General features: G+C 60.8%; 19 protein-coding genes. 6 read left to right on the top strand and 13 right to left on the bottom strand.

Features of this window, described 5'->3' with window-relative positions; genetic code table 11:
* Positions 1-94: 94 nt before the first annotated feature.
* Complete coding sequence (locus HH303_RS14400) at positions 95-1,786, bottom strand: serine hydrolase domain-containing protein (protein ID WP_169626071.1); 1,692 nt, start codon at positions 1,784-1,786, stop codon at positions 95-97.
* 244 nt (positions 1,787-2,030) lie between these two features.
* Here HH303_RS14400 and gcvA point away from each other — a divergent pair, with 244 nt between their 5' ends.
* Entirely contained in the window at positions 2,031-2,936 is a 906-nt protein-coding gene (gcvA, locus tag HH303_RS14395) for a transcriptional regulator GcvA (RefSeq protein WP_169626070.1), read from the top strand.
* Between the two features lie 98 nt (positions 2,937-3,034).
* Here gcvA and HH303_RS14390 read toward each other — a convergent pair whose 3' ends face one another.
* The 9 genes from HH303_RS14390 to HH303_RS14350 form a co-directional block, all read right to left on the bottom strand.
* Positions 3,035-4,717, bottom strand: a complete 1,683-nt coding sequence (locus tag HH303_RS14390) for an OFA family MFS transporter (protein WP_169626069.1) — start codon at positions 4,715-4,717, stop codon at positions 3,035-3,037.
* A 340-nt stretch (positions 4,718-5,057) separates the two neighbouring features.
* Positions 5,058-7,118 carry a sensor histidine kinase gene (locus HH303_RS14385; RefSeq protein WP_169626068.1) on the bottom strand — a complete coding sequence of 687 codons (2,061 nt, stop codon included), beginning with the start codon at positions 7,116-7,118 and terminating at the stop codon, positions 5,058-5,060.
* Positions 7,097-8,509, bottom strand: a complete 1,413-nt coding sequence (locus tag HH303_RS14380; RefSeq protein ID WP_169626067.1) for a sigma-54-dependent transcriptional regulator — start codon at positions 8,507-8,509, stop codon at positions 7,097-7,099. Before HH303_RS14380 ends, HH303_RS14385 begins: the two co-directional genes overlap by 22 nt.
* A gap of 152 nt (positions 8,510-8,661) precedes the next feature.
* Positions 8,662-9,375, bottom strand: coding sequence for a class II aldolase/adducin family protein (locus HH303_RS14375; RefSeq protein ID WP_169626066.1), 714 nt, complete (start codon positions 9,373-9,375; stop codon positions 8,662-8,664).
* Positions 9,375-11,216, bottom strand: a complete 1,842-nt coding sequence (locus HH303_RS14370; protein ID WP_169626065.1) for a TRAP transporter permease — start codon at positions 11,214-11,216, stop codon at positions 9,375-9,377. The genes HH303_RS14375 and HH303_RS14370 overlap by 1 nt, the downstream gene beginning before the upstream one ends.
* An 87-nt stretch (positions 11,217-11,303) precedes the next feature.
* Positions 11,304-12,296 (bottom strand): TAXI family TRAP transporter solute-binding subunit, encoded by a 993-nt coding sequence (locus HH303_RS14365; protein WP_169626064.1) that lies wholly within the window; start codon positions 12,294-12,296, stop codon positions 11,304-11,306.
* Positions 12,297-12,473: 177 nt separating this feature from the next.
* On the bottom strand, positions 12,474-13,466 hold the full coding sequence (locus HH303_RS14360) for an ABC transporter substrate-binding protein (protein ID WP_169626063.1): 993 nt from the start codon (positions 13,464-13,466) through the stop codon (positions 12,474-12,476).
* An 8-nt stretch (positions 13,467-13,474) separates the two neighbouring features.
* Positions 13,475-14,677: a Gfo/Idh/MocA family protein gene (locus tag HH303_RS14355; protein WP_227421832.1), complete on the bottom strand. Its 1,203-nt coding sequence runs from the start codon at positions 14,675-14,677 to the stop codon at positions 13,475-13,477.
* Complete coding sequence (locus HH303_RS14350) at positions 14,667-15,605, bottom strand: PDR/VanB family oxidoreductase (RefSeq protein ID WP_169626062.1); 939 nt, start codon at positions 15,603-15,605, stop codon at positions 14,667-14,669. Before HH303_RS14350 ends, HH303_RS14355 begins: the two co-directional genes overlap by 11 nt.
* A gap of 100 nt (positions 15,606-15,705) precedes the next feature.
* Between HH303_RS14350 and HH303_RS14345 the strand changes: the two genes are divergently transcribed.
* Entirely contained in the window at positions 15,706-16,980 is a 1,275-nt protein-coding gene (locus HH303_RS14345) for a Rieske 2Fe-2S domain-containing protein (protein WP_169626061.1), read from the top strand.
* A gap of 2 nt (positions 16,981-16,982) precedes the next feature.
* On the opposite strand, the gene HH303_RS14340 is transcribed toward HH303_RS14345, so the two are convergent.
* Positions 16,983-17,519: a MarR family winged helix-turn-helix transcriptional regulator gene (locus HH303_RS14340; RefSeq protein WP_169626060.1), complete on the bottom strand. Its 537-nt coding sequence runs from the start codon at positions 17,517-17,519 to the stop codon at positions 16,983-16,985.
* Between the two features lie 226 nt (positions 17,520-17,745).
* Between HH303_RS14340 and HH303_RS14335 the strand changes: the two genes are divergently transcribed.
* Together HH303_RS14335 and phnF are read left to right on the top strand one after the other, a co-directional pair.
* Entirely contained in the window at positions 17,746-18,432 is a 687-nt protein-coding gene (locus HH303_RS14335) for a class I SAM-dependent methyltransferase (protein ID WP_169626059.1), read from the top strand.
* 4 nt (positions 18,433-18,436) lie between these two features.
* Entirely contained in the window at positions 18,437-19,171 is a 735-nt protein-coding gene (gene phnF / locus HH303_RS14330) for a phosphonate metabolism transcriptional regulator PhnF (protein WP_169626058.1), read from the top strand.
* Between the two features lie 60 nt (positions 19,172-19,231).
* Here phnF and HH303_RS14325 read toward each other — a convergent pair whose 3' ends face one another.
* Positions 19,232-19,888, bottom strand: coding sequence for a peroxiredoxin (locus HH303_RS14325; RefSeq protein WP_169626057.1), 657 nt, complete (start codon positions 19,886-19,888; stop codon positions 19,232-19,234).
* A 129-nt stretch (positions 19,889-20,017) separates the two neighbouring features.
* The gene (locus HH303_RS14320; RefSeq protein ID WP_169626056.1) at positions 20,018-20,629 is read right to left on the bottom strand and encodes a TetR/AcrR family transcriptional regulator; all 612 of its coding nucleotides are present in this window, start codon (positions 20,627-20,629) and stop codon (positions 20,018-20,020) included.
* A 147-nt stretch (positions 20,630-20,776) separates the two neighbouring features.
* On the opposite strand from HH303_RS14320, the gene HH303_RS14315 reads away from it, so the two are divergent.
* Positions 20,777-21,868, top strand: coding sequence for an ABC transporter substrate-binding protein (locus tag HH303_RS14315; RefSeq protein WP_169626055.1), 1,092 nt, complete (start codon positions 20,777-20,779; stop codon positions 21,866-21,868).
* 57 nt (positions 21,869-21,925) lie between these two features.
* A complete protein-coding gene (locus HH303_RS14310) occupies positions 21,926-22,777 on the top strand; it encodes an ABC transporter permease (RefSeq protein ID WP_169626054.1) in 852 nt (283 codons plus the stop codon).
* Position 22,778: the final 1 nt, after the last annotated feature.

Below are 22,778 nucleotides of genomic sequence, written 5' to 3'. Positions count from 1 at the left end.
GCGGAAAACAAGACGCCCGCTTCGCGTGGAAGCGGGCGCCAAGAACCCGTACCGAAAGAACCGACCGTTGCCGTGAAGCAACCGGGATCGGCGATCAGAACGGTTGAACGGCACGCGCGGCGGCGATCAGGGCGGCATGCGTTTCGTCGCTGACATCGACGTTGAAGCTGTCGCGGCCCAGCGTCACAACGACCATGCTGTTCGGCAGACACAGCACATCATTGCCGCCGGACCCTGCCATATAGGGAATGACGACGCCGTCGGCATCATACCGCCAGAAGGTCAGGCCGTAGTCGGCGCCGTCCGACAGTCCGGCAACGAGGCCTTCATGGAGAATCTGGCTTCCGTCCGGGGCCTTACCGCCATGCGCGATCAAGGCCCCGGCCTTGGTCAAGATATCCACTGTCGGCAGGGCGCCCCACGCCGATAGCGGCACGCCCGGCGCACCGGTATCGGTATAGCCCGTACCGGCGGCAAAATGGTCCGCGCCGATCACGTCGTAAACCTCATGTTGCAGCATCCCCAACACGGTCGCACTCGCCCCTTCCTTGGATTGGAGAAAACGCTGCATGGATAGTGTGGCGATCCACATATCCTGATCGATATAGACCATCTTCTCACCGGGGCCGGATACGTCCGGATTGGGACCCACGTTGAAGTAGTGCCGAATCTGATCGGCCGGATCGTATGAATAGGACCATTGATAGGTATTCAGATTGTCCGCCGCCCAGTTCGGATCGTACCCGGTCGCCCCCATTCCGGTGGACATGTTCAATGCATCGCGAATGGTTACGTCAGCCCAGCGCGTGCGGGCGGCATCGTCGATATAATCGAATTCCTTGCCTTCCTCGAAAAACCCAACGATCGACATGTCCAGGAAATCGGTGCCGTATTTCTGTGCCAGTCGCAACGCCGCCATACCGGGAATGAGCGACTTGGTCGCCGACCAAACGCCGACCCGCATGTCATAGGGATACGGATAGGTTCCGAACGGCGTCTCGACCGGATCCATATAAAGCGTGTCGTCTTTCAACACGACAAGCCCCAGGGTCCCCGCAGCGTCCATCGAAGCGCGCGCCGCAGCGAACCCCTCCCCGAGTTCCGCCAGCGGCGCGCGCCCCGGCTGACCGGCGCGCTCTTGTTGGAGGGCCGAAGCCAGTGCGGTCGGATCGACGGCGGTATCACCGCGCGTCACCGGAATTTCACCCCAAGCAGTCACATCGAAATCGGCGTCCCAGAAAATGAAGCCGCCGGCGGACACAGAGGAAAATTCAACGCGCAAGGGCGTAATCTCATCGCCCTTATAGTCAAAGCGGGCCAAACCAACCCAGGCCTCTCCCTCATAGGATTGGACGAGGCTGATCGGAAAACTGGCGCGAGACCAGCCGTCACCGATATCCCAGGCGCGCCCCGGCCCGACGATCATTTCCCAGAAACTCGCCGTCCGTTCGGCAACCGGCTTCCGGATCAGGCCGCGTTGCGCGGGAATCACATCCCCCGCCGCGCTGACGACAAGGTCCATCGCCAAACCGGGAAACAAAGTGGTATCCAGATCGAAAAGCGGAACGCTGCCGGCAGGGTCCTTTTCCGCAAGGAAATCGAACAATCCCCACCAGGCCCATGGTTTCTGGACAAATTGATCCGCCGGGGTCGCGTCGACGGTCATCGCGGTGGTTTCAAACAGCAGGCGTCCCGCGAAGGGCGCCCCCACGGACGCCGTTTCGGGCGCGGTATAACTCGACGTCGCCGTCCAATCCGGCGCCTCGGCCCAGACCGGTCCGGACATAAACATGCAAGCCACAAGAGATAATGATGCGACAATTCTGATGCCGTAGATACCCATTCTGATCCTCCCCAATTTGTGTTCCGCTATTTCCGACGCAACTGCGGATACCTCTGTTTCCTTCCCTAAAGCTTTGCGTCCGGAGCGACAGGGTCACAAACAACCATTTCCGGGCCTTAGATATTGTTTTTGTTATGGTTGCGTTGGGGATACCCTTCTCCACCGAAACGTTCGATCGAGAACCGCCATGCCGCAACGCCTCCCCCCGCTCGTCTGGTTGCGGGCTTTCGAAGCAGCCGCCCGCCACCTGAATTTCACGCATGCGGCAACGGAACTGAACCTGACCCAGGCGGCGGTTTCAAAGCATGTGAAACTGCTTGAGCATCACTTGCGGGAACCGTTGTTCGAAAGGCTGCCGCGAAGCCTGGTCCTGACCAAGATCGGCGCGGCCTATCTGCCCAAGGTGCAGGACGCGTTCGACCGGCTGACCGCCGGGACCGAAGAAGTTTTCGGCGCGCGGACGGAAGAATCCTTGTTGGTCCGCGCACCGATCGGATTCGCCGTCAATTGGCTGGCGGCAAAATTGCCGCGTTTCATCGAAACCCACCCGACAATTAATGTGCGGATCGTTTCGTCCATTTGGGCCTCCGATTACGAAATGGAGGGCTATGACCTCGACATACGGTATGGCCTCGGACACTGGTCCGGCTTTTCCGCGTCCCGGTTGACTTGGGAACAGTTGACGCCGCTCTGCCTCCCCTCCGTTGCGGAACGTTTGACCGCGCCCGACGATTTGGCGGGTGAAAACCTTCTGCACGTTCTCGGCTATCAGGACGGATGGGCGACCTGGTTGGCGGCGGCGGGCGCAACCCGGGTCAATGCGGGGTCAGGGCTGCATTTCGACACGTCGTTGATGGCTTTTGAAGTCGCGGCGAACGGTGGCGGCGTGGCCTTGGGTCGGCACTCTATGGCGATGAAAGAACTGTCATCGGGCCGCTTGGTCCGACCGTTCGACCATTCCGTCGAGATTGAGGAGTGCTTTTACCTCGTCGAGCCGGAAAAGGGAGCGTCGCATCCCGATGCAGGTCCGTTCCGGGAATGGCTTCTTGCGGAGGCCGATGCCGCAAGAGACGCATCGCGAAATGCCGATTAAAAAAACGCCCGCTTCGCACGGAAGCGGGCGCCAAGGACCAGTAACGAAAGAACCGACCGCGGAAGTGGGGCAACCACGGCCGGTTTAGGAACCCTTCGTCACATATGGTGTTTATCGTCCACCGGCTTGACCAAGATGTTCGCGAACAGCGCGATCACCAGCAGGCCCGCCATGGCGTACATTGTGGTGTTGTAGAGGCTGGGCGTCGGATCGACCGTGCCCGCGGGCGCGATCTCCATCAACCGGGCGACGGTGACGGTCTTTGCCGCCACCAGCGTATCCAGCTGTTCGATACTCGCCCCGAACTTCGCCTGGAAGGCCGCCGGGTCGACCTTATCGGCCAGATCGCGGATGGACGACGTCAAGGACGCGCCGCGCAACTGCGTGATGGCCAACGGCCCCAGCACGCCTGCCGTGCTCCACGCCGTCAACAGACGACCATGGATACCGCCCACGAACTTGGTCCCGAAGATATCGGCCAGATAGGCCGGGATCGTCGCGAAACCACCGCCATACATTGTGAAGATGATCATGGTCGCGGCATAGAACATGACCAGCCACGTCACCGCCGGATTGGCGCTGACCTGCTGGGCCGCGAACGGGATCGACAGATACAGGATGATGCCCAGGACGAAGAAGATATGATAGGTGTTCTTCCGTCCGATGAAGTCCGACGTGGAGGCCCAGAAGAAGCGGCCCACCATGTTGAAGACCGAAATCATCAACACATAGGTCGCGGCAAAAGCCGAGTTGACGATCAACGGCAGCGTGGAGCCGAAGATTTCCCCCATCATCGTCTTAGCGACGCCGATCACCCCGATCCCGGCCGTCACGTTGAAGCACAGCACGATCCACAACAGGTAGAACTGCGGCGTCTTCAGGGCTTGGTCGATATGCACGTCCTTATGCGTGATCATGCGCTTCGCGGCCTGATCCTGCGTCGGCGGGGTCCAGCCGGCCGGCTTCCAACCCGCCGCCGGAACGCGGTAGGAGAAGGCGGCGACGATCATGACGATGAAGTAAGCGATGCCCAGCGTGAAGAACGTCGCGGACGCGCCCGTGTTGCCGGTACCGACGACATAGACGCCTTCCTGCAGCGGAACCGGGGCCGCCGCGACCTGCGCCGCGCTCGCCACCACGACCTCGACCATCTGACCGCCGACTTCCGCCATGCGCTTGCCGCCTTCGGTCACCATTTGGACGGCGCCTTCCGGACCCAGGAAATCAGGGGCCTTGTAGAACATGGCCAGCAGGGCTTCCTTGATCGGCGCCGCGATCATCGCGCCGCCGCCGAAGCCCATGATCGCCATGCCGGTCGCCATGCCGCGCCGGTCCGGGAACCAGCGGATCAAGGTCGAAACAGGCGAAACGTAGCCGAGGCCGAGACCGCAGCCGCCGAAGACGCCATATCCCAGATACAGCAGCCAAAGCTGATGCGTGGCGATCCCGATGCCGCCGATGATGAAACCGCCGCCCCAGAGCAAACCGGCGACGACGCCGACCATGCGCGGGCCGACTTCTTCCAGCCATTTCCCGGCAAAGGCCGCGGCCAGCCCCAGGAAGACGATGGCGACGGAGAAGATCCAGACGACCGACGACAGGCTCCAGTCGCCGGACGATGCCGCGACGATACCGAATTCCTTCGTCAGCGGCGGGTTGAAGATGCTCCATGCATAGACGGAGCCGATGCAGAGGTGAATGGCGATCGACGCCGGCGGAACCTTCCACCGGTTAAACCCTTCCCCCGCAACGATATGTTCCTTTTTCAGGCTATCGAACATACTCAGCGTTCCTCCCGTTTATGGAACCGGCGGCGTTGTCCGCGCCGATCCCGCTTATTGGTTGAACGTCATCCGATCCGTCCCCGCCTGAACTGCGCGCGGCTTGAGAAAACAGCCGCTAAGGCCATCGATGAATCGGAGGTCCCCCCATTTGGATTTCCGCCCCGCGAAAGAGACGGAATGGAGGTAGCAACTCAAGCCTTGTGCCAGTCGCGGAAAACCAACAAAAATGCCGTATTTTCAATATGTTGCATTGCAAAAATCGGGACATTTTGTCCCGATATCCGACACGGAAATCCAGCCAAGTGCGACATTTTGTCCAAATCGGAATCGGTGAAAATCAATCCGCTTCCGGCAGCCAGATCGTGAAGCGCGTCCCCTTGCCGGGCTCGCTTTCGACGGAGATCCGACCGCCTTGCCGATCGATCAGGGTCCGGCTGATCGACAGGCCCAATCCGGTCCCTTCCCGCCGCTTGGTGGTGAAGAACGGATCGAAGATTTTCGCCACGACATCGGGCGCCATGCCGGTGCCGGTGTCCGCAACTTCTATCCGCACCCCCGGACTCTCGCCTGGCCCCGCGGCGTCCATACTGACCAAGGTCAGTGTCCCGCCATCGGGCATGGCATGAATTGCATTCACGATCAGGTTGACCAGAACCTGCTGCAGTTCCGTCCGGTTCATCAGAACAAGTCGGGTTTCGCTGCGTGTCTGCCGGACCTCGATTTCCGACTTGTTCAACAGGTGCTGCACCAGGGGCAGGCAATCCGCGATGACGCCGCCCGGTTCGTAGCGTTCGACATAACCGGCATATTCCTCCGGCTTCGCGAATTGCAGCAGCTTCAGGACAATCAGGTTGATCCGCTGCACCTGTTCGTCGATCAGTTGGATTTCCGTCCGCACGGAATCGGCCTGCGCACCCAGTTGTTCGCGCACGACCTCCAGATTGCCCTGGATCACGGCGATCGGATTGTTGATCTCATGGGCCACCCCGGCCGTGATTTCGCCGATCGCGGCCAGTTTCTCGGACATGATCAACTGCTTGGTCGTCGCCTCCAACTGGCGGTTGGCATCGCGAAGCTCGCGGGTACGTTCGTCGACCCGCGCGTTCAATTCCTCGTTCCACGCCCGCAATTGGCTGTCACGTTCCTGCACCTGATCCAGCAACAGGTCCAGATGCCCGGCCACTCGGCCGATTTCGTCGTGCGACGCGACCGCCCCGGTCCGCGCGCTCAAATCCCCAGCTTCTACCCGACCGATGGTCCGGGTCATGTTTTCCAGCGGCTTGAAGATACCCCGCGCCCAGCGCAGGAAGATCGGCACACTGGCCGCCGTGATGATCAGAAAAGCGGCGATGATCGTCAGGACCGTCGCCGTCTTGGCCTCCCGGAACGGCGCTTCCAGAAACCCGACATACAGCATGCCGACCCGCTCGCCATAACTGTCGCGGATCGGTTCATAGGCGGAGATATACCAGTCATTGACCACGAAGGCGCTGTCCAGCCAGACCCGGCCTTCGTCCAACACGGTGGACCGCACGATACTCGACACCCGCGTCCCCAGCGCCCGTCGATTCTCGAACAGGCGCACATTGGTGCTGACGCGGACATCGTCCAGGAACAGGGTCGCCGTGCCCTGACTGCCTTCCGGCAAGCTGGCCTCCCGATAGACGAGATCGTTGATCGTATCGATGAACACAAGGTTTCGGTTCAGCAGGATTCCACCGACCAAGGCCCCGCGCCCACCGCCCGGCAAGTCGATGGGACTGGCGGTATGGACGACCATGCCGCGATCCTCGACGTCGCGTTCCGTCGGCACGGCGTTGGGGGTCGGGATCAGGCCGAACCGTGCCCGCGCTGCCAGATCGGGGGACAGGGCTTCCAATTCCGGGCCGCTGAAGATGTCGACCGCCGTCCGCGATCTCCCCTGCAGCGCCGCGTCGATCACGGGCCAACGCCGCCGCAGGTCGGCCTCGCTCACGGCGGGGGAAGCGGAAACGACACTGCCGTTTTCGTCCAGGACAAAGAGGAAATCCAACCCCAGGGACTGTCGGTTCAGCTCCATCAGCGACGACAGAGGACCGGCCTGCCCATACACTGCATCGCGGAAGCGCGCGGAATCGCCCAGCGCCTGCACTTCCGTCCCGGCATGCTCCAGCAGCCGTTCGAAATACTGGTGGGCGATGGTCAGATCGCCGTTGACCTTCGAAATCAGCAGGGAATCGAATTTCGCGTTCCAGCGCGCCATGGTGATGCCGAGCAGCAACGGCAGAATAACGAGTGTCGGCAGCAGCGCGATGGCCAGCAGCCGATACCGCACCGACCGCGTCGGTCGGACGGGCGGCGCTTCGCCCCCTTTCAAGGCGTCGGTGCTGTCGGGGGTCACAGGTTCCAGGTCGCGCATTTCCGGTCGATGGTCTTGCGGGATACGCCCAGCCGCCGTGCCGCTTCCGTCCTGTTGCCACCGGTCTCCCGCAGGATCGCCATGATGTGGCGCCGTTCAACCTCCGCCAAGGAATCCGGCCCGTCCGATTCTTCGACATCCTCGTCGGCGCGTTCCGCCCGAACTTCGGCGGGGAAGCGGCCTAAGATCAGGGACCGTTCGATCAGGTTGCGCAATTCGCGCACATTGCCCGGCCAGTCATAGGCGACGAGACCTTCCGCCACCGCCGCGTCGATGGGGACGGCGGGCATGCCCAATTGCCGCGACAGCCGATCCATGAATTGCGACGCCAGGTCGACGATATCCTCCCCCCGCGCGCGCAGGGGCGGCATGGGAATCCGCATCACATTGATGCGGTAGAACAGGTCGGCCCGGAATCGGCCCGCGTCCACCTCCTCCTCAAGATCCGCATTGGTGGCGAAGACGAAACGCAGATTGACCGGCACCTCGCGTTCGGACCCGACGGGGCGGACCTTGCGGTCCTCGATCGCGCGCAACAGCTTGGTCTGCGTCGTCATCGGCAATTCGCCGATTTCGTCCAGGAACAGGGTCCCGCCCTGGGCATGCATGAACAATCCGTCCCGTGCCGTATCCGCTCCGGTGAACGCCCCTTTCAGATGACCGAACAGCTCGGCTTCGATCATATCGGTCGGGATGGCCGCGCAATTGACCGGGACGAAGGGTTTTTCCGCCCGGTCGGACAGGGTGTGGATGGACCGCGCGGCGACTTCCTTCCCCGTTCCGGATTCGCCGGTGATCAGGACTGATGTCGGCAGCGGCGCGACGCGGGCGATCATGTCGCGGACATCCTGGATCTGCGGCGACCGTCCGATCAGGTTGTCGCGCAACATGACATGGTCCGTCATGGCGCGTAACTCGTGACGCAGGACGTAGTTTTCGCGTTGCAGCCGCATGCGGTCCAGACACCGCGCGACCGCGTTCAAAATCTGGTTCGACCGGAAGGGTTTCAGGACGAAGTCAACGGCGCCCGCCCGCAACGCCTGGATCGCCGTATCCAGATCGGCGAAGGCGGTCATCAGGATCGCGTCAGCGAAAAACCCGATCTGGCGCTGTTCGGCCAACCATTCGACCCCGGTCTTGCCCGGCATGATATTGTCCAGAATGACGACGTCGTAATGCGCTTCGTCCAGTTTGCGGGATGCCTCCGCCGCGTCGGACGCTTCTTCCAGTCGCTTGCAGCGCGGCCCCAGCGTGCGGACAAGAAAGTTCCGCATCCCGGGTTCGTCATCGACGATAAGGATGGACGCCTGGGCCAGCCAGGGCCCGAATTCCGGATCGCGCGACCCTTCCTGGGCCGGCGCCTCCACGGCCGTCGCTCTCGATAGCGGCATAGGGAGCCTCCCCGTTCCCTTCGAAACGCCCCCGATTGAACGGGCAGGCGGGCCATCGTCTTTCCGCGATAGGTCCCGTCAATGACGTCATCACATTTCTCTATCTTGTCGCAAAGCGAGAGGAATGCCAAACCGGAAACAGAAAGTGCAACTCACCCGCAGCGGCGGACCCAATGCGACCAGGCACGTTCAAGCGGCCTGCCGTAGCCGTTGACCTTCGCGGATTTCTCGACTTCGCCGGGGGACAGGTAGTCGACCTCCCCCATCGCCAGGGATTGCATCAGCAATTGAGCATTGTCGCGCATGCAGACCGTGACATGCACGGCGCGCGGCACACTTTCCCCAACGCAGATCGCGCCGTGACGCTTCAACAGCGCCGTCGGATGCGGCCCAAGACATTTAGCGAGCGACGCCCCCATCGGCTGGTTGAAGACCAGCATCGATGTATCGCCGAAGTCGTCCTGACTGTCCCAGATCGGCGAAATTTCCCCCGCGACCGCGCCCATATGGAAAACGGGACGCAGCGGAACGCCCGTCACCGCGAAAGGCAGGACCGCCGGGGCATGATGGTGGATGACCGACCCGACATCCGGGCGGGCCCGGTAGATTTCGGAATGGATGAACCGTTCCAGATAGGGATGGCCGTCGCCGCTGACGATCTTGCCGTCCAAATCGAATTCCAGCAGCGTCTCGTCCGTGACTTGCGCCGGGCTGGTCGACCGGGACAGAAAGAACCTGTCGGGCCGTTCCGGGTGCCGCACGCTGACATGGCCGAATACGTCCAGAACGCCTTCCATGGCCAGGATGTGATTGCCCAGGACGACATCGCGCCGGGCCTCTTCAATCGGTGTCAATTCGGTGCTCATCACAAACCTCCCGCCAGCATCGGGCGTAAGAAAATAACGACCAGCCCCCCGGCGAGCAGGGCCAGCCGCAGCGGCCATCCGATCGGCCCTTTCACATATCCTTCCTGCGCGGCCACAACCATGGACAGGCCGATCGCGACCAGAACGAAGGCGGAGGCGATTTCAAACACGCTTCCTTCCAGGATCAGCGCCCGGTCATAGACGAAGGCGAAGGGAACCAGGAACGCGCCGATCGCAATTTTCACCGCCGCGCCCGCGATCTTCAGCGGCGGCGCGTCGGCTAAGGCGCTTGCGGCATAGGCTGCCACCGCGACAGGCGGCGTCAGTGCCGACATCACCGCGAAATAGAGCAGGAACAGATGTCCGGCCATCAGATCGACATTCAGCCCCTTCAACACCGGCGCGATCAGGACCGCCGCCAGCACATAGGCGCTGGGCGTTGGCATACCGAGTCCCAGCAGGATGGTCAGGCCCGCCGCGACCAACAGCGAGATCAAGACGTCCTGACCGGAGATCAGGAAAACCAGCGTCCCGAATTTCGACGCCAATCCCGTCATGGTAATTCCGCCGATGACCAGCCCCGCCGCCGCGCAAGCCCCGGTAACCGCCACGGTCTTCATGCAGGTATCCGACAGAATGTCGAAAACCAGGGAGGGCGTCAGACGCGTTGCCTTGCGGAAAGAGGAGACGACAATCACCGACAATGTCCCGTATATGGCGGCATAGGTCGGGGTGTAGCCTTCCACCAGCGCCCAAGTGATAACGAAAAGCGGCGCCATGAACATGCCGCCCGTCCGCAACGTCCGGCTGACTGGCGGAATCTGATCCTTATCCAGGCCTTTCAACCCGATCTTACAGGCCCGCAGGTGAACCTGAAGATAGATCGGCAGGTAATACAAAAGCGCCGGAATGATCGCGGCATAGGCGATATCCAGATAGGGAATGCCGGTATATTCGGCCATGATGAAGGCGGCGGCTCCCATGACCGGCGGGACAAGGCTGCCCCCGGTCGATGCGGCGACTTCCACCGCGCCCGCGAATTCGGGCTTGTAGCCCAGACGCTTCATCATCGGGATGGTGACCGACCCGGTCGTAACCACGTCCGATGTCGGGCTGCCCGAAATCGTGCCGTAGAGGCCGGAGGAGATGACCGCGATTTTCGCAGGCCCGCCCCGCGTGCTGCCGGTCAGGCTGGCCGCGAGATTGAAGAAGAAATCCGATCCGCCGGTCTTCGCCAGCGTCGTGCCGAACAGTACGAACAGGAAGGCATAGGTCGCGGCGACCCGGATCGGAACCCCGAACAATCCGTCAGTGGTGAACACCATAATGTCCAGGAAATGACGATAGGAAATTTCGCCATGGCCCATGGCGCCGGGAATGGCGTCGCCGAACAGGTTATAGGCGATGAACAGCAAGACGATCGTCGTCAGCCCCAGCCCGACCGTCCGCCGCATCGCCTCGACCGACAGCAGGATAATGGAAGACGCCGCGATCACATCGTAGATGGACAAAGGCGACAGCAAGGTGATCCGCACCGCGATCGCATCGCTTTGCGTCAGGAAGTACGCCCCCGTGACCAGGGCGACCCCCGCCCCGATCCATTCGAACCACGGCACGACATCCGTTCGCGATTTCGCGGTCGGCGTGATCAGCAGGAACGCCAGGACCAGCATCAGGGACAGGAAGGTGATCGTGAGGGACAGGACGTCGGCCCTCGAAAAGCCGGCGGCATAGATCGTCCAGACGGCGGTACCGGCGGCGAAAATCTTGACCGCGTGACCGATAATGCCGGACGGCTTGCGCCGCAGACCGGTATCGAAAGCGAGCGAAACCAGGGACAAGGCGAAACTCCCTTAAGAAAGGCGACTGGTTTTCATAAAAAGGAAGCGGCGGGCCGGTTCTCTAAGACCGGCCCGCCGACACCGGGATCAGCGCAGACCCCGTGCCTTGTAGACTTCTTCCGCCGCCTGGTGATACGGCGCTGCGGAACCGCTGGCCATCAGCTTGGTGTCCAGGGCCGCCATGGCCTTGTGCACGCCGCTGATCTTGTCCGAATGGTCCAGCAGGGCCATGGTGATGTCCTTCACCATGGCCGGGTCGGCATCTTCGCGCACGAAGAGCTGAGCCGATACCGTGACCGTCAGCGTGTCGTTCGGTGCCCAGTCATAGGTGCCGCCCTTGATCGTGAACGGGGCGATGTTCCATTCCTTCACGACCGCGTCCGCCGTCCCCTGCGTCACCGGAATGAGCGACAGGTCGATGGCCGAAGCCAGTTCCCGGATGGAGCTGTGATTGACGAAGAGGGAGTTCAGGATCGCGTCGGCGCGACGGTCGCGCATCAATTCGCCCTGTTCCTTCGACGCGGCATAGGTCACGCTGCCGCCCCATTCCTCGATCTGTTCCGGCGAGGCGCCGACGGCTTTCAGCATGGACGCGCCGACATCGCTCACGACGTTGCCCTTTTTGTTCAGCAGGATATTGATCGGCAGTTTCTTCGCCGCGATATCTTCCAGCGTCGTGATGCCGTTTTCTTCAGCGTAATCCTTGCTGACCAGCATTTGCATCGGGGCCCAGGTATACATGACCGCCAGGGACCGCATGCTGTCGACCGGCGCGCTGAACGGCTGTTCACCGGCACGGGCCGATTTCACCTCAGCATCGTGAATGATCGCCAGATCGCATTTGCCCTGGTCCAGCAGCACGACATTGGCGAAGCCACCGCCCGACGTTTGATAGGTCACGGTGGAGCCGGGGAAGGCTTCCTTGACCGCCGCGTCGGTTCCCGCACCCAGCAGAGACCACAGCCCGCCCGGGCTGGCGCCGCAAAGTGTCAGGTTATATTCGGCATGCGCGGATTGTAGCGGCAAAACGGATACGGCCAGGGCCGCGGCAACGAATACGCTTTTCAACGAGTGTTTCATTTCTTCCTCCCATACATGGCGCAAACCGTACATTTTGTACGTGAAGCGCGGTTCTCGCCGTACCGAACCCTTCAGCCGACGATTATTCTTAGATGTCTAATTAAGAAGAACACTAAAGCCCGTTTTGAATTGCTGTCAAATGAGCCTTAGCACCTCTTCCATAACCAAATGCTTTCCCTACAGACTGAACGACTCCAAGGTTGACGGATGGAACAGTTCCTCGATCCCGACCCGACGGGGCGACAGGCCCTGCCGATGATGACTGTCGAGGAAGTAGTCCAGAATGTCGCGGTTTGCGGGCACACCGTAGGACCAGAAATCCGGGCCGATCAGCTTACGCGCGCGATCCAGGTTATCCTCGACAAAGGGCATCGTGACCTTGGTCGCCGACGTGTCGTTCAGCGCCTCTTGCGACAGGCTTTTCGACGCCGAAAAGGCCTTGAACAGGGCACCCGGAATCCAGGGATGTTCTTCCGCCAGGGCGCGACGAACGCCCAGCAGATGCATGATCGGGAACCGCTTCGTCCGGCGATAATAATCTTCCGCGACTGCGACCGTATCCGGGAACAGTCGACCGACGCGCGGGTCGCCTTCCTGGAAGCAACGCGGGGCGCGCGGGCCGATAAAGGCGTCGATTTCACCATCCGCCAACATCGCGTTCAGGGTCGCCCCTTCCGGCGCCTGCACCATCTTCACCGACGTCGGCAGATCGATCTTCAGCTTTTCCGGACGGCCGGGCGTGTCCATGCCGCCGCGCACCCATTGGACATCCGCCGGGGTCACGCCGTAATCGTCTTCCAGGATCGCCCGGACCCAGACATTCGCGGTCAATTGGTATTCCGCGATTCCGATCTTCTTGCCCTTCAAGTCCTCCGGCTTTTCGATCCCCGCCGCGCGGTTGACGTATATCGAGGTGTGCCGGAAGGCGCGGCTGAGAAAGATCGGCACCGCGATATAGGGCGGGTCGTCTCGCGTCAGGCTGACGACATAGGAGGAAAAGGAAATCTCCGACACGTCATAGGCCTGATGGCGGAAGGCGCGGAAGAACATTTCCTCAGGCACCTGAAGCATGCAGACCGGATCGATCCCGTCGATCCCGACGCGACCGTCATAGATCGGCCGCGTCCGGTCGTAATCCCCCATGGCAATGGACAAGCGCAGCTTCGACATATTCCCTCCTAACTCCGTCCTCTAACCGGGACTTGATGATTGAGCATTACCGGTGTCCGCGTTCCGGCGGACCGCAGAATGGCGTGGCACACTTCCAGGCTGGCCAAGCCCCAACGGGCGTCCTGAATCGCGGGACGGTCTTCCCGCACCGCCGCCCATAGCGCGTCGAACACGGCGCGGCGCGGCGCACCGTGCGTTGGAACCGGCACGAACCGCTTCTCCCCGTCGGCATAGATCCAGACACCGTCAGGGGTCGGGCGAAGATCGGCATGATCGCAACTGACGATCAGCGGCCCGAAATGTTCGTTATGGGTCGCGTCGGGCAGCGCGCCCACGCCGCCGAAGGTCCGCATCGATTTCAGCGCCGCCTCTTCTGACGCCGACGCAACGCCCGTGAGGGCCGACCGCGCCTTACCATAGGAGTCCGGGTCCGCGTCGTTTCCCAATTCCCCGACCCAACCGCAGAATTCGTTGCTGTCAAAATGCGCATGACCGGAATAGGTCAGGCTGGCAAAGGCCCCGGACCGGAACGTCAGATGGGCGGAATAGGCGCATTCCGTTGGCCGCGCCGGGTCCCAACTGCCGGTGGCGGCACAAAGGCTGTCCACCAGACCGCCGCCCAGAAGGCGGACGATATCCACCTGATGCACCGCCTGGCTGAAGACGACACCGCCGCCCTCTGCGGTGACCAGTTCTTCGGGACGCCGGGGACGGTACAGGAAATCCGTATAGTTCAAGGCATGGATCATCCGAACCGGACCGAATTCCCCGCTTTCGATTAGGTTCAGCGTCTTCTGGATTTGCAGGTCGAAACTGTGACTGGGGCCGACGATCACATGCCGACCCGTCTCCTCGGCACAGTCGACGATGGCCTGCGCGTCTTCCAGGTCGACACATAGCGGTTTGTCGATCAGGACATGCTTCCCGGCACGAAGCGCGGTTACCGCATGATCGCGATGCATCTGATGCGGCGTGGCGATATAGATCGCCTCCACATCCGGATCGGAACACAGCCCCTCCACCGTGTCGTATCCGCGTCCGCCGAACCGATCGGAAAAATGGTCGCGAGACTCCCGGCGCGGCGCGGCGCAAGCGCTCAACATGATGCGGGCATCCGCCGCGATGCTGGGTTGCGTCAGCACGAACGCCCGGCCCAACCCGGCCACTCCCAGACGGATCGGGTCCGAACAGAGGGCAGCGTCAGAGGTCAAGGACCAACTCCCCCGTCGCACGCGACACGCACAGCATGATGTAGCCGTCTTTTTCTTCCGGCATCAGCACCATGTCACGATGGTCGACATCGCCCGAAAGATAACGCGTCTTACAGGTGCCGCAGGTCCCGCTCTCGCAGGAACTGGCGACATGCACATCCGCCGCGCGCAAGGCATCCAGGATCGTATGCCCGACCGGAACGGACACCGTCTTGCCGGATTTGGATAGCGTGACATCGAAGGCCACGTCTTCCGCCCGGAATATGTCGACAGGCTTGAAATCCTCAAAATGGACGGCGGCGGGCGGCCAATGGCCGGTCATGCCGCGGATTTCCTCCATCAGGGGTTTCGGGCCGCAACAGTAGATATGCGTGCGGCTCGGCGCCTCCAGCAGGTCCCAGAAATCGTAGACCCGATCGGGATCGCCGCCATCGTGATGTATGATAACCTCACCCGATAGAGTGCCGGAGGTCAGTTCGTCCAGATAGGCGGCCTGTTCCTTCGTACGCGTACAGTATACCAGACGAAACGGCTTGCCGCGCCGCGTCAGGTCGCGCGCCATGGACAGAATCGGCGTGACACCGATACCGCCCGCGATCAACAGATAATCGCCCGCCTCTTCCAAAGGAAAATCGTTTTCCGGCGGCTGCACGGTCAAGATATCGCCTTCCGCAACCTCTTCAACCATCCCCCGGGACCCGCCCCGCCCTTCGGTTTCTAGCTTTACCGCGATGACATATCGGTTCCGGTCGGACGGATCGTTGGACAGGGAATAATGTCGCATCGCGCCCCCCGGCGTTTCGACCGGAATATGCGCGCCCGCCGTGAAGGGCGGCAGGGCCGCCCCGTCAGCATGGGCGAGTTCGAATTCGAAGATACCATCGGCGACCCGCCGTTTCCGGCGGACCATAAGCGTCAGCGTTTCCATCCCAAAACTCTCGTTTTCTTCGTTCTTTGGAAGAGACTAGACGACATCGATCAGGCACGCTAGTATTTTTATTAGATATCTAACTAAAAGAGGGATGGAAATGCTCACCCACGAAGAAAACGACCTTTTGTGCCGTGTCGAGGGCGACGCCCCGATGGGTCAGCTGATGCGCCGCCACTGGATTCCGGTCTGTCTTTCCGAAGAAGTGGCGGAACCGGATGGCACGCCTGTCCGCCTTCGTATCCTGGGCGACGAACTGGTCGCCTTTCGCGACACTGACGGTAAACTCGGCCTGCTGGACGGGTACTGTCCGCATCGCCGCGCCTTACTGGCACTGGGCCGGAACGAGGATTGCGGTCTGCGCTGCCTGTATCATGGCTGGAAGTTCGACGTGAATGGCAACGCCATGGAGCTGGCGTCCGAACCGCCGGAAAGCACGCTGAAGGAAAAGGTAAAGCACAAGGCCTACCCGACACGGGAAGCGGGCGGCTTCGTTTGGGCCTATCTGGGGCCGGCGGCGGAAATGCCGGAATTCGACGCCCCGCCCTTCGCGGCGGATCCGTCAGCACAGGTCAGCATTCTGCGCATCAAAATTCCCTGTAACTGGGCGCAAATTCAGGAAGGCCAGATCGATTCGGCGCATTCCTCGTCCCTGCACCATTCCGACATGAAGCCGGCGCGGGTCGCCGGGGCGGAAGCGGACGATAAAAGCTGGTACCGCCCATCGACGGACAAATCACCGAAGCTCCAGATCGAACGAACGCCCTATGGCTTTCACTATGCGGCCATCCGCCGTCCGATAAAGAACGCGGCCAGCCACGATTATATCCGGGTGACCGAATTCATCGCACCCTTCGTGTCGCTGATTCCGCCGAACAATCTTTACAAGGTGGCCAGCGTCATCGTTCCCGCGGACGACGAAACATCCTGGTTCCATTTCATTGCCTGGGGCGATCCGGCGACATGCATCAAGACGACGGAATGGCGTCAGTTCTGTGCCGCCGAACCGGGGGTTGATCTGAACCCGGATTGGAGCCCGGTCCGCTGTCTGGAAAACAATTTCCTGCAAGACCGTCAGGCGATGAAAGACGGCAACATGACCGGCATTCGGGGTATCCCGAACCAGGACATCGCCATGTGGGTCGGCATGGGTCCCATCGTAGACCGCAGCAACGATATCCTGGGCGCGTCCGACCTCGCGATCGTCGAATTCCGCCGCCTGATGTTGGATGCGGCAAAGCGTATGCGGGACGAAGGCAAGGCCATCGGCATCGGATCGGACGTGCCGGTTCGGGCGGGTATTCAATCCTATCAGGAAGTTCTGCCGAAAACCGTCGATTGGCGCAATGTGGTGAACGCCGCCGCGGCGGAATAAGGTTAGAGGCCGGGGAGCCGGGTGGGGGGAACCCGCTTTCCGGCCTCGAACGCTTGTTCTTCATCGCGATCCAGGTTCACCGCCATTTGCAACAAAGTGGAGCGCAGCATTTCAACCTGATCGTCCGGGATATCGGACAGGGAAATGCCGTTCACTTCTTCCGCCAGGGGCACCAGCGTTTCCTGCATGGCCCGCCCCAACTCCGTCAATTGAACGACCCGCTTCTTGCGATCACCTTTGGGATGCGGACGCGTGATATACCCCATGGATTCAAGCTTGCTGAGCGCCGTATGCGTCGTGGACTGCATCAGGCCGGCCCGATCCGCGAGTTCGCGCTGGGACAGACCGTCGTGTTCCCACAGGATACGCAGGAATATCCAGGTCCCGAATTGAACGTCATGTTCCGCGAGGCGCAATTGCAGGGACCGCGTCACCCCCCGGGCGACATAGCGGATCAGGTGCGCGATCCGATCTTCTTCCAGATGTTCGCCACTGCGCACCATTCTAATGGGCGCGGAGACCTGTTCCGATTTGCTCATCCTGCCTACCTGAAAATCGACCTGTTTCGTCTTTGTTGCAGCCTTTTGAGGGTGTGGCAAGGCAAGCACCCGGACCGACCACGCCTTCCGCGAAACACGGCAGGGCATATCCAGTTGCTGACATTTTAGAACATTTATCCGGTCGTCCGGATGAATTCACAGGTATGTCATCTCGAATCGATACTGTGTGGGGAGATCGCGTCCCTATAGCAACTGAGAGACCTCTATGACCGATGCATCCCCATTCTACGACACGTGGCATATCGATCCGGCGCGCGAAGCGTCCATGGGCGATGCCCATGCGCCGATGTGGCGGCACTTCATCGATAGCATTCCGGAGCGAGACTTCGCGACCAGAACAGTGATGGATTTCGGCTGCAATCGGGGTGGCTTTCTGCACCTGTTGCATGCGCTCCGTCCGTTCCGGCGCGGCGTAGGCATCGATATCGCCACCGCGTCCATTCAGGTGGCGGAGGCAACCAAGGGCACCCTGCCGCTGACATTCGCGGCAACCACGGACTTGTCACCATGGGCGAACAGCATCGATATCGCGTTCAGCTACGAGGTCATCTATCTCCTTCCAGATCTCTCCGAACATGCGAACGCCCTATACAACACACTGCGGGACGGCGGCGTCTATTACGCGGTGACGGGCTGCCATACTGGAAGTCCGCTCTGGTCCGTCTGGCGAACCCTGCTGGCGGAAACCAGCAATGCACCGGTCCAGGATCGTGCGCCGGACGATTTCGCCAAGGCTTTCCTGGATGCCGGTTTCTCGGTTTCCGCCAAACGCTTCGGCTATGCCGGCTTCATCCCTGCGGATAATGACAGGACCTACTATCCGTCCCTGCTGGATGCGCTCGACTATCCCTCGGATCACAAACTTCTATTCCGACTGGAGAAACGAACCTGATCTCATGGCGGAAATCGAACGCAAAGCGGGGGCGACGCTGTGGCATCAAATCAGTGACGCCCTAACGACGGAGATAGCCGATGGCCATCACGCCCCAGGCACCCGATTGCCGACGGAACCGGAGTTGATGCGGCGGTTCGGCGTCAGCCGCCACACCATCCGGCAAGCTGTCGCCCATCTCGAAACACGCGGCTTGGTCAGAGCGGAACAGGGGCGCGGCACATTCGTCCATAGCGGTGTTCTGGACTATGCCATATCCCGACGCACGCGGTTCTCCAGCAATCTGATAACCCAACATAGAGAGCCGGGCGGCACATTGCTGGTGCATGAAACCGTCCCCGCATCCGAGTCCGTTGCCAATTGTCTGGGTTTGAGCCAAGGCACGCCGGTGATCCATCGACGCGGTTTGATGACGGCGGACGGCGCGCCGATCGAGCTCGGCGACTCCTTCTATCCGGCGGATAGGTTCCCGGATTTCCAGGCGGTTCGACAGCGGCTGCCGAAAACATCCGACGCCTTTGCCTATTATGGAATTTCGGACTACCGGCGGATTTTCACTGCCGTCACCGCCCGCGTACCGTCCGCGGAGGAAGCGCGATTTTTGAAGCAGCCTAAATCGCTGCCGGTCATGGTGGTAGAGAAAGTCGATGCCGACGGCAACGGGATTCCCATCATCCATTCCGTCGGCATATGGGCGTCGGAACGCGTCCGCTTCACCATTGACCCCAACACCTTCTAAGTCGATAGGAGAAAGGGCCGCCCGAAGGCGGCCCTTTCGCATTCAAAAGACGGCTGTCGGTCAGTCGATCTTCTTTTTCGAGAAGTACCAGTCGACATATTCGTATCCTTCGTCCTTGCGCTTTTCGGCGGCTTCCTGCGTCGCCGGTGGCGGCACGATGCACAGGTCGCCGGGCTGCCAGGCTTCCGGTGTCGCCACGCCATGGGTGTCGGACGTTTGCAATGCCGTCACCAGACGCAGGAATTCGTCGATGCTGCGCCCGTTGCTCATCGGATAATAGACCATGGCCCGAAGCTTGCCTTCCGGATCGATGATGAAGGTTGCCCGCACCGCCGAGGTATCGCTGGCGCCCGGCTGGATCATGCCATAGGCATTCGCCACCTTCATGGACAGGTCTTCGATGATCGGGAAAGGAATCTTCACGCCGAAATTCTGTTCGATGCTGCGCGCCCAGGCGATGTGGGCGTAGTTCGAATCGATCGACAGACCCAGCAGGTCGCAATTCAGCGCCTGGAATTTGTCATGCGCCTTGGCGAAGGCCATGAATTCCGTCGTGCAGACGGGCGTGAAATCCGCCGGGTGTGAAAACAGCACCAGCCATTTGCCTTTATAATCACTCAGCTTGCGCTGGCCATGCGTGGTTTTCGCATCGAAATACGGGGCGGCTTCATTCAGTCGCGGCAGACTGGCCGGGACGGTTTGTTCAATCTCGCTCATGGTATCACTCCTGTTTCAGGGTTGGGTTTCTTGGAACCGCGATCACCATTCCACAGCAGGCCGATTTCATTTGTGACTTAGTCACATTCTAAACTGCGACAGGGCGCCGCAGTTTAGAATTGCTCTATTTCAGGCGAGCAAGGCGCACAGGGTCTCGTGCTGATCCCGAATACCCCGTTTCAGATCGTCCAACGCCATGGCTTCATCCTTCACGAAGCCGATGAACAGGTTGTTCGTATTGTTGAAGATCATGCGACCGAACAGGGTCGGGTCGATATCCCCCCGAATCGCCCCCTTGCGCTGCAAGGCCATCAACAGGCGGCTGACCTGATCCGCCAGCCGGGAGTCCAGATCGGTATAACGCCGCGCGAAAACCTCGTCCGGCTGCGCGATCGATGCCGCCATGGCGTGCCGCCAGTTGTCCTTGCTGAGATAGGTAAGAGAATGATCCAGATAAATTGTGATCAGGCGATTGACCGCCTCCAGCGCCATGTCGGGTGGGGAGGCGACGATGCTTTCCCCTTCGGCGAGGACCTCGTGCACCTCCATCGCGACAACGGCGATCAGAAGCTCCCCCTTATGGCGGTAGTAGTTATAGACGGTACCGGCGGATACTTCAGCCTCCGCCGCGATCTCTTCAATTTTCGTCTTCTCATAGCCGTCCGACCGGAATCGCTTCGCCGCCGCGTCGACAAGCCTGCGTTCGCGCAGTGCTTTCTGTCTTTCCCTCAGGCCAGCCATGATTTTTCCGTTCCCATTGCATTTATATTTCAAAAACTGAATTGACTTCAAATTTTAAGTCAGATTAACTTTTTTCGTCAATGTTCATCGGGGAGCCTCATCGCCAATCGTTCTCGACCGGCGGAGGCCATACGGAGGGAGACCGTCATGTCCAAGAAAGTTTCGACCGGCGCGATTTCGGCGCCGCGTTCCATCCTAAGCGCCGCTGTCCTGGTCGGCACGATCGGCCTCGGATCCGCGCCGGGCCTTGCCGCCGACGAATTGAATGCGCTGGTCTGGTGTGACCACACCGACCCGGCCCTGATTCAGCCGTTCGAGGAAAAATACGGCGTTAAGGTGAACCTGAAGGAATACGAAGGCACCGGCACCGCGCTGTCCATCGTCGAACAATCGCAGCCCGGCGACTGGGACGTCTTCGTCGTCGACGGCGTCGATGTTCCGCGTGTGGTGGCGGCCGGTATCCTGGCCGAACTGCCTGCCGGGGAACTGCCGATCGACGATGTCTTCGACCAAGTCCAGATGAAGGACGTCACCATGGTCGACGGCAAGATGTACGCGATCATGGAAAAATTCGGCTACAACGTCGTCGGATACGACAAGTCCAAGGTCGATCCGGCGGATATGCGCGACCTGTCGACCCTGTGGGGCGACAAGTACAAGGGCAAGATCGCGGTCTATGACTATTACATCCCGCTGATGGACCTGACGGCGCTGTATCTGGGCATGAAACCGTCGGATATTTCCACCGAAACCCTGCCGCAGATCAAAGAGGCGCTGTTCCAGTTGAAGGACAACGCCGCCATGGTCGGTGAGGTCGTTTCCTCCACCACCGCGCTCGCCACCGGCGAGGCAAGCGTTCTGCTGGGCGGCGGCGAATGGGCGGTCGGCGTCATGCAGGACGACAATCCGAACCTGGAATGGGTGCTTCCCGACCAGGGTGGTATCCTGTGGAGCCAGGCCATCGGTGTCTTCGAAGGGTCCGAGAAGAAGGATCTGGCGCTGAAATTCGTGCAATACATCATGAGTCCGGAAGGTCAGGCGCGTCTGGCGACGTCCAGCTGCTTCTGGGGCATGCCCGCCAATTCCAAGGCCGGCGACGTGATGACCGACGACCAGAAGACCCGTTTGCTGTGGGACGAACAGGAAGCCTTCCTGGCGAAATCCCACCGCTACTATATTCCGGATGCCGAACTGGACGGCCAGATGCTCGACGTTTGGACCGAATTCCTGCAACGCTAATCGGGTTCCCGACGGTAGGCACCGCCTGCCGTCGGGGTTTCAAGTTCGAGAAAAAGCATGATCGCCAATAGCCGCATCCGGCAGGCCTATGGCTTCGCCGCCCCCGCCGTTCTCTGGACGGCTGCCTTCTTCCTAGTGCCGCTGGCCATCATGGCGTTGTACAGCATTTGGCAGCGCGTCGGTATGTCGCTTAAAACCGTCCCGACACTCGCCAACTATATCGCCTTCGTGGAAAAGAGCTTCTTTCTGAAGGGGCTGCTGAATTCCCTGGAAGTGACATTCACCGTCACCATCCTGTCGATCCTTCTGGCCTATCCATTGGCCTGGATCCTGGCGGAAAAGGTTCCCGCCCGATGGCAACGGATCGCCTTGCTGGCAGCGGTTCTGCCGTTTTGGACATCCTATGTCGTGCGCAGCTATTCCTGGCTATTGGTTCTGTCGGACGGGGGTGTCATTTCGAACTTCCTGATGCAAACCGGCCTGACGCAGGAAAGCATTTCCCTGGCCAACAGCCGCACCGCGACGGTTATCGGTTTCGTGCATTTCTTCGTCATGCTGCTGACCCTGACGATCTACGCCAATCTCGTGCAACTGCCCAAAAGCTATATCAAGGCGGCGCAGGATTTGGGGGCCGGACCGATCCGCACCTTTATCCATGTCGTCCTGCCGCTGACCCTGCCCGGTATCATGGTCGGCGCGTTTCTGACCTTCGTCCTGTGCATCGGCGATTATATCACGCCGCAAATCCTGGGCGGGAACAAGGAACTGTTGCTACCGCAAACGCTGATGCTGCAAATCCAACGCCGGGCCGACTTCCCCATGGCATCGGCCATCGCCATGATACTGATGGCGGTCGTCACGCTGGCTTACGCCGCATGTTCGCGCTGGCTGAAGCTGGAAAGGGCGTAAC

This window comes from Pacificispira spongiicola (genome assembly GCF_012926505.1).
Lineage (GTDB): Bacteria > Pseudomonadota > Alphaproteobacteria > UBA8366 > Aestuariispiraceae > Pacificispira > Pacificispira spongiicola.
This window is presented reverse-complemented; position numbering and strand designations above follow the sequence as displayed.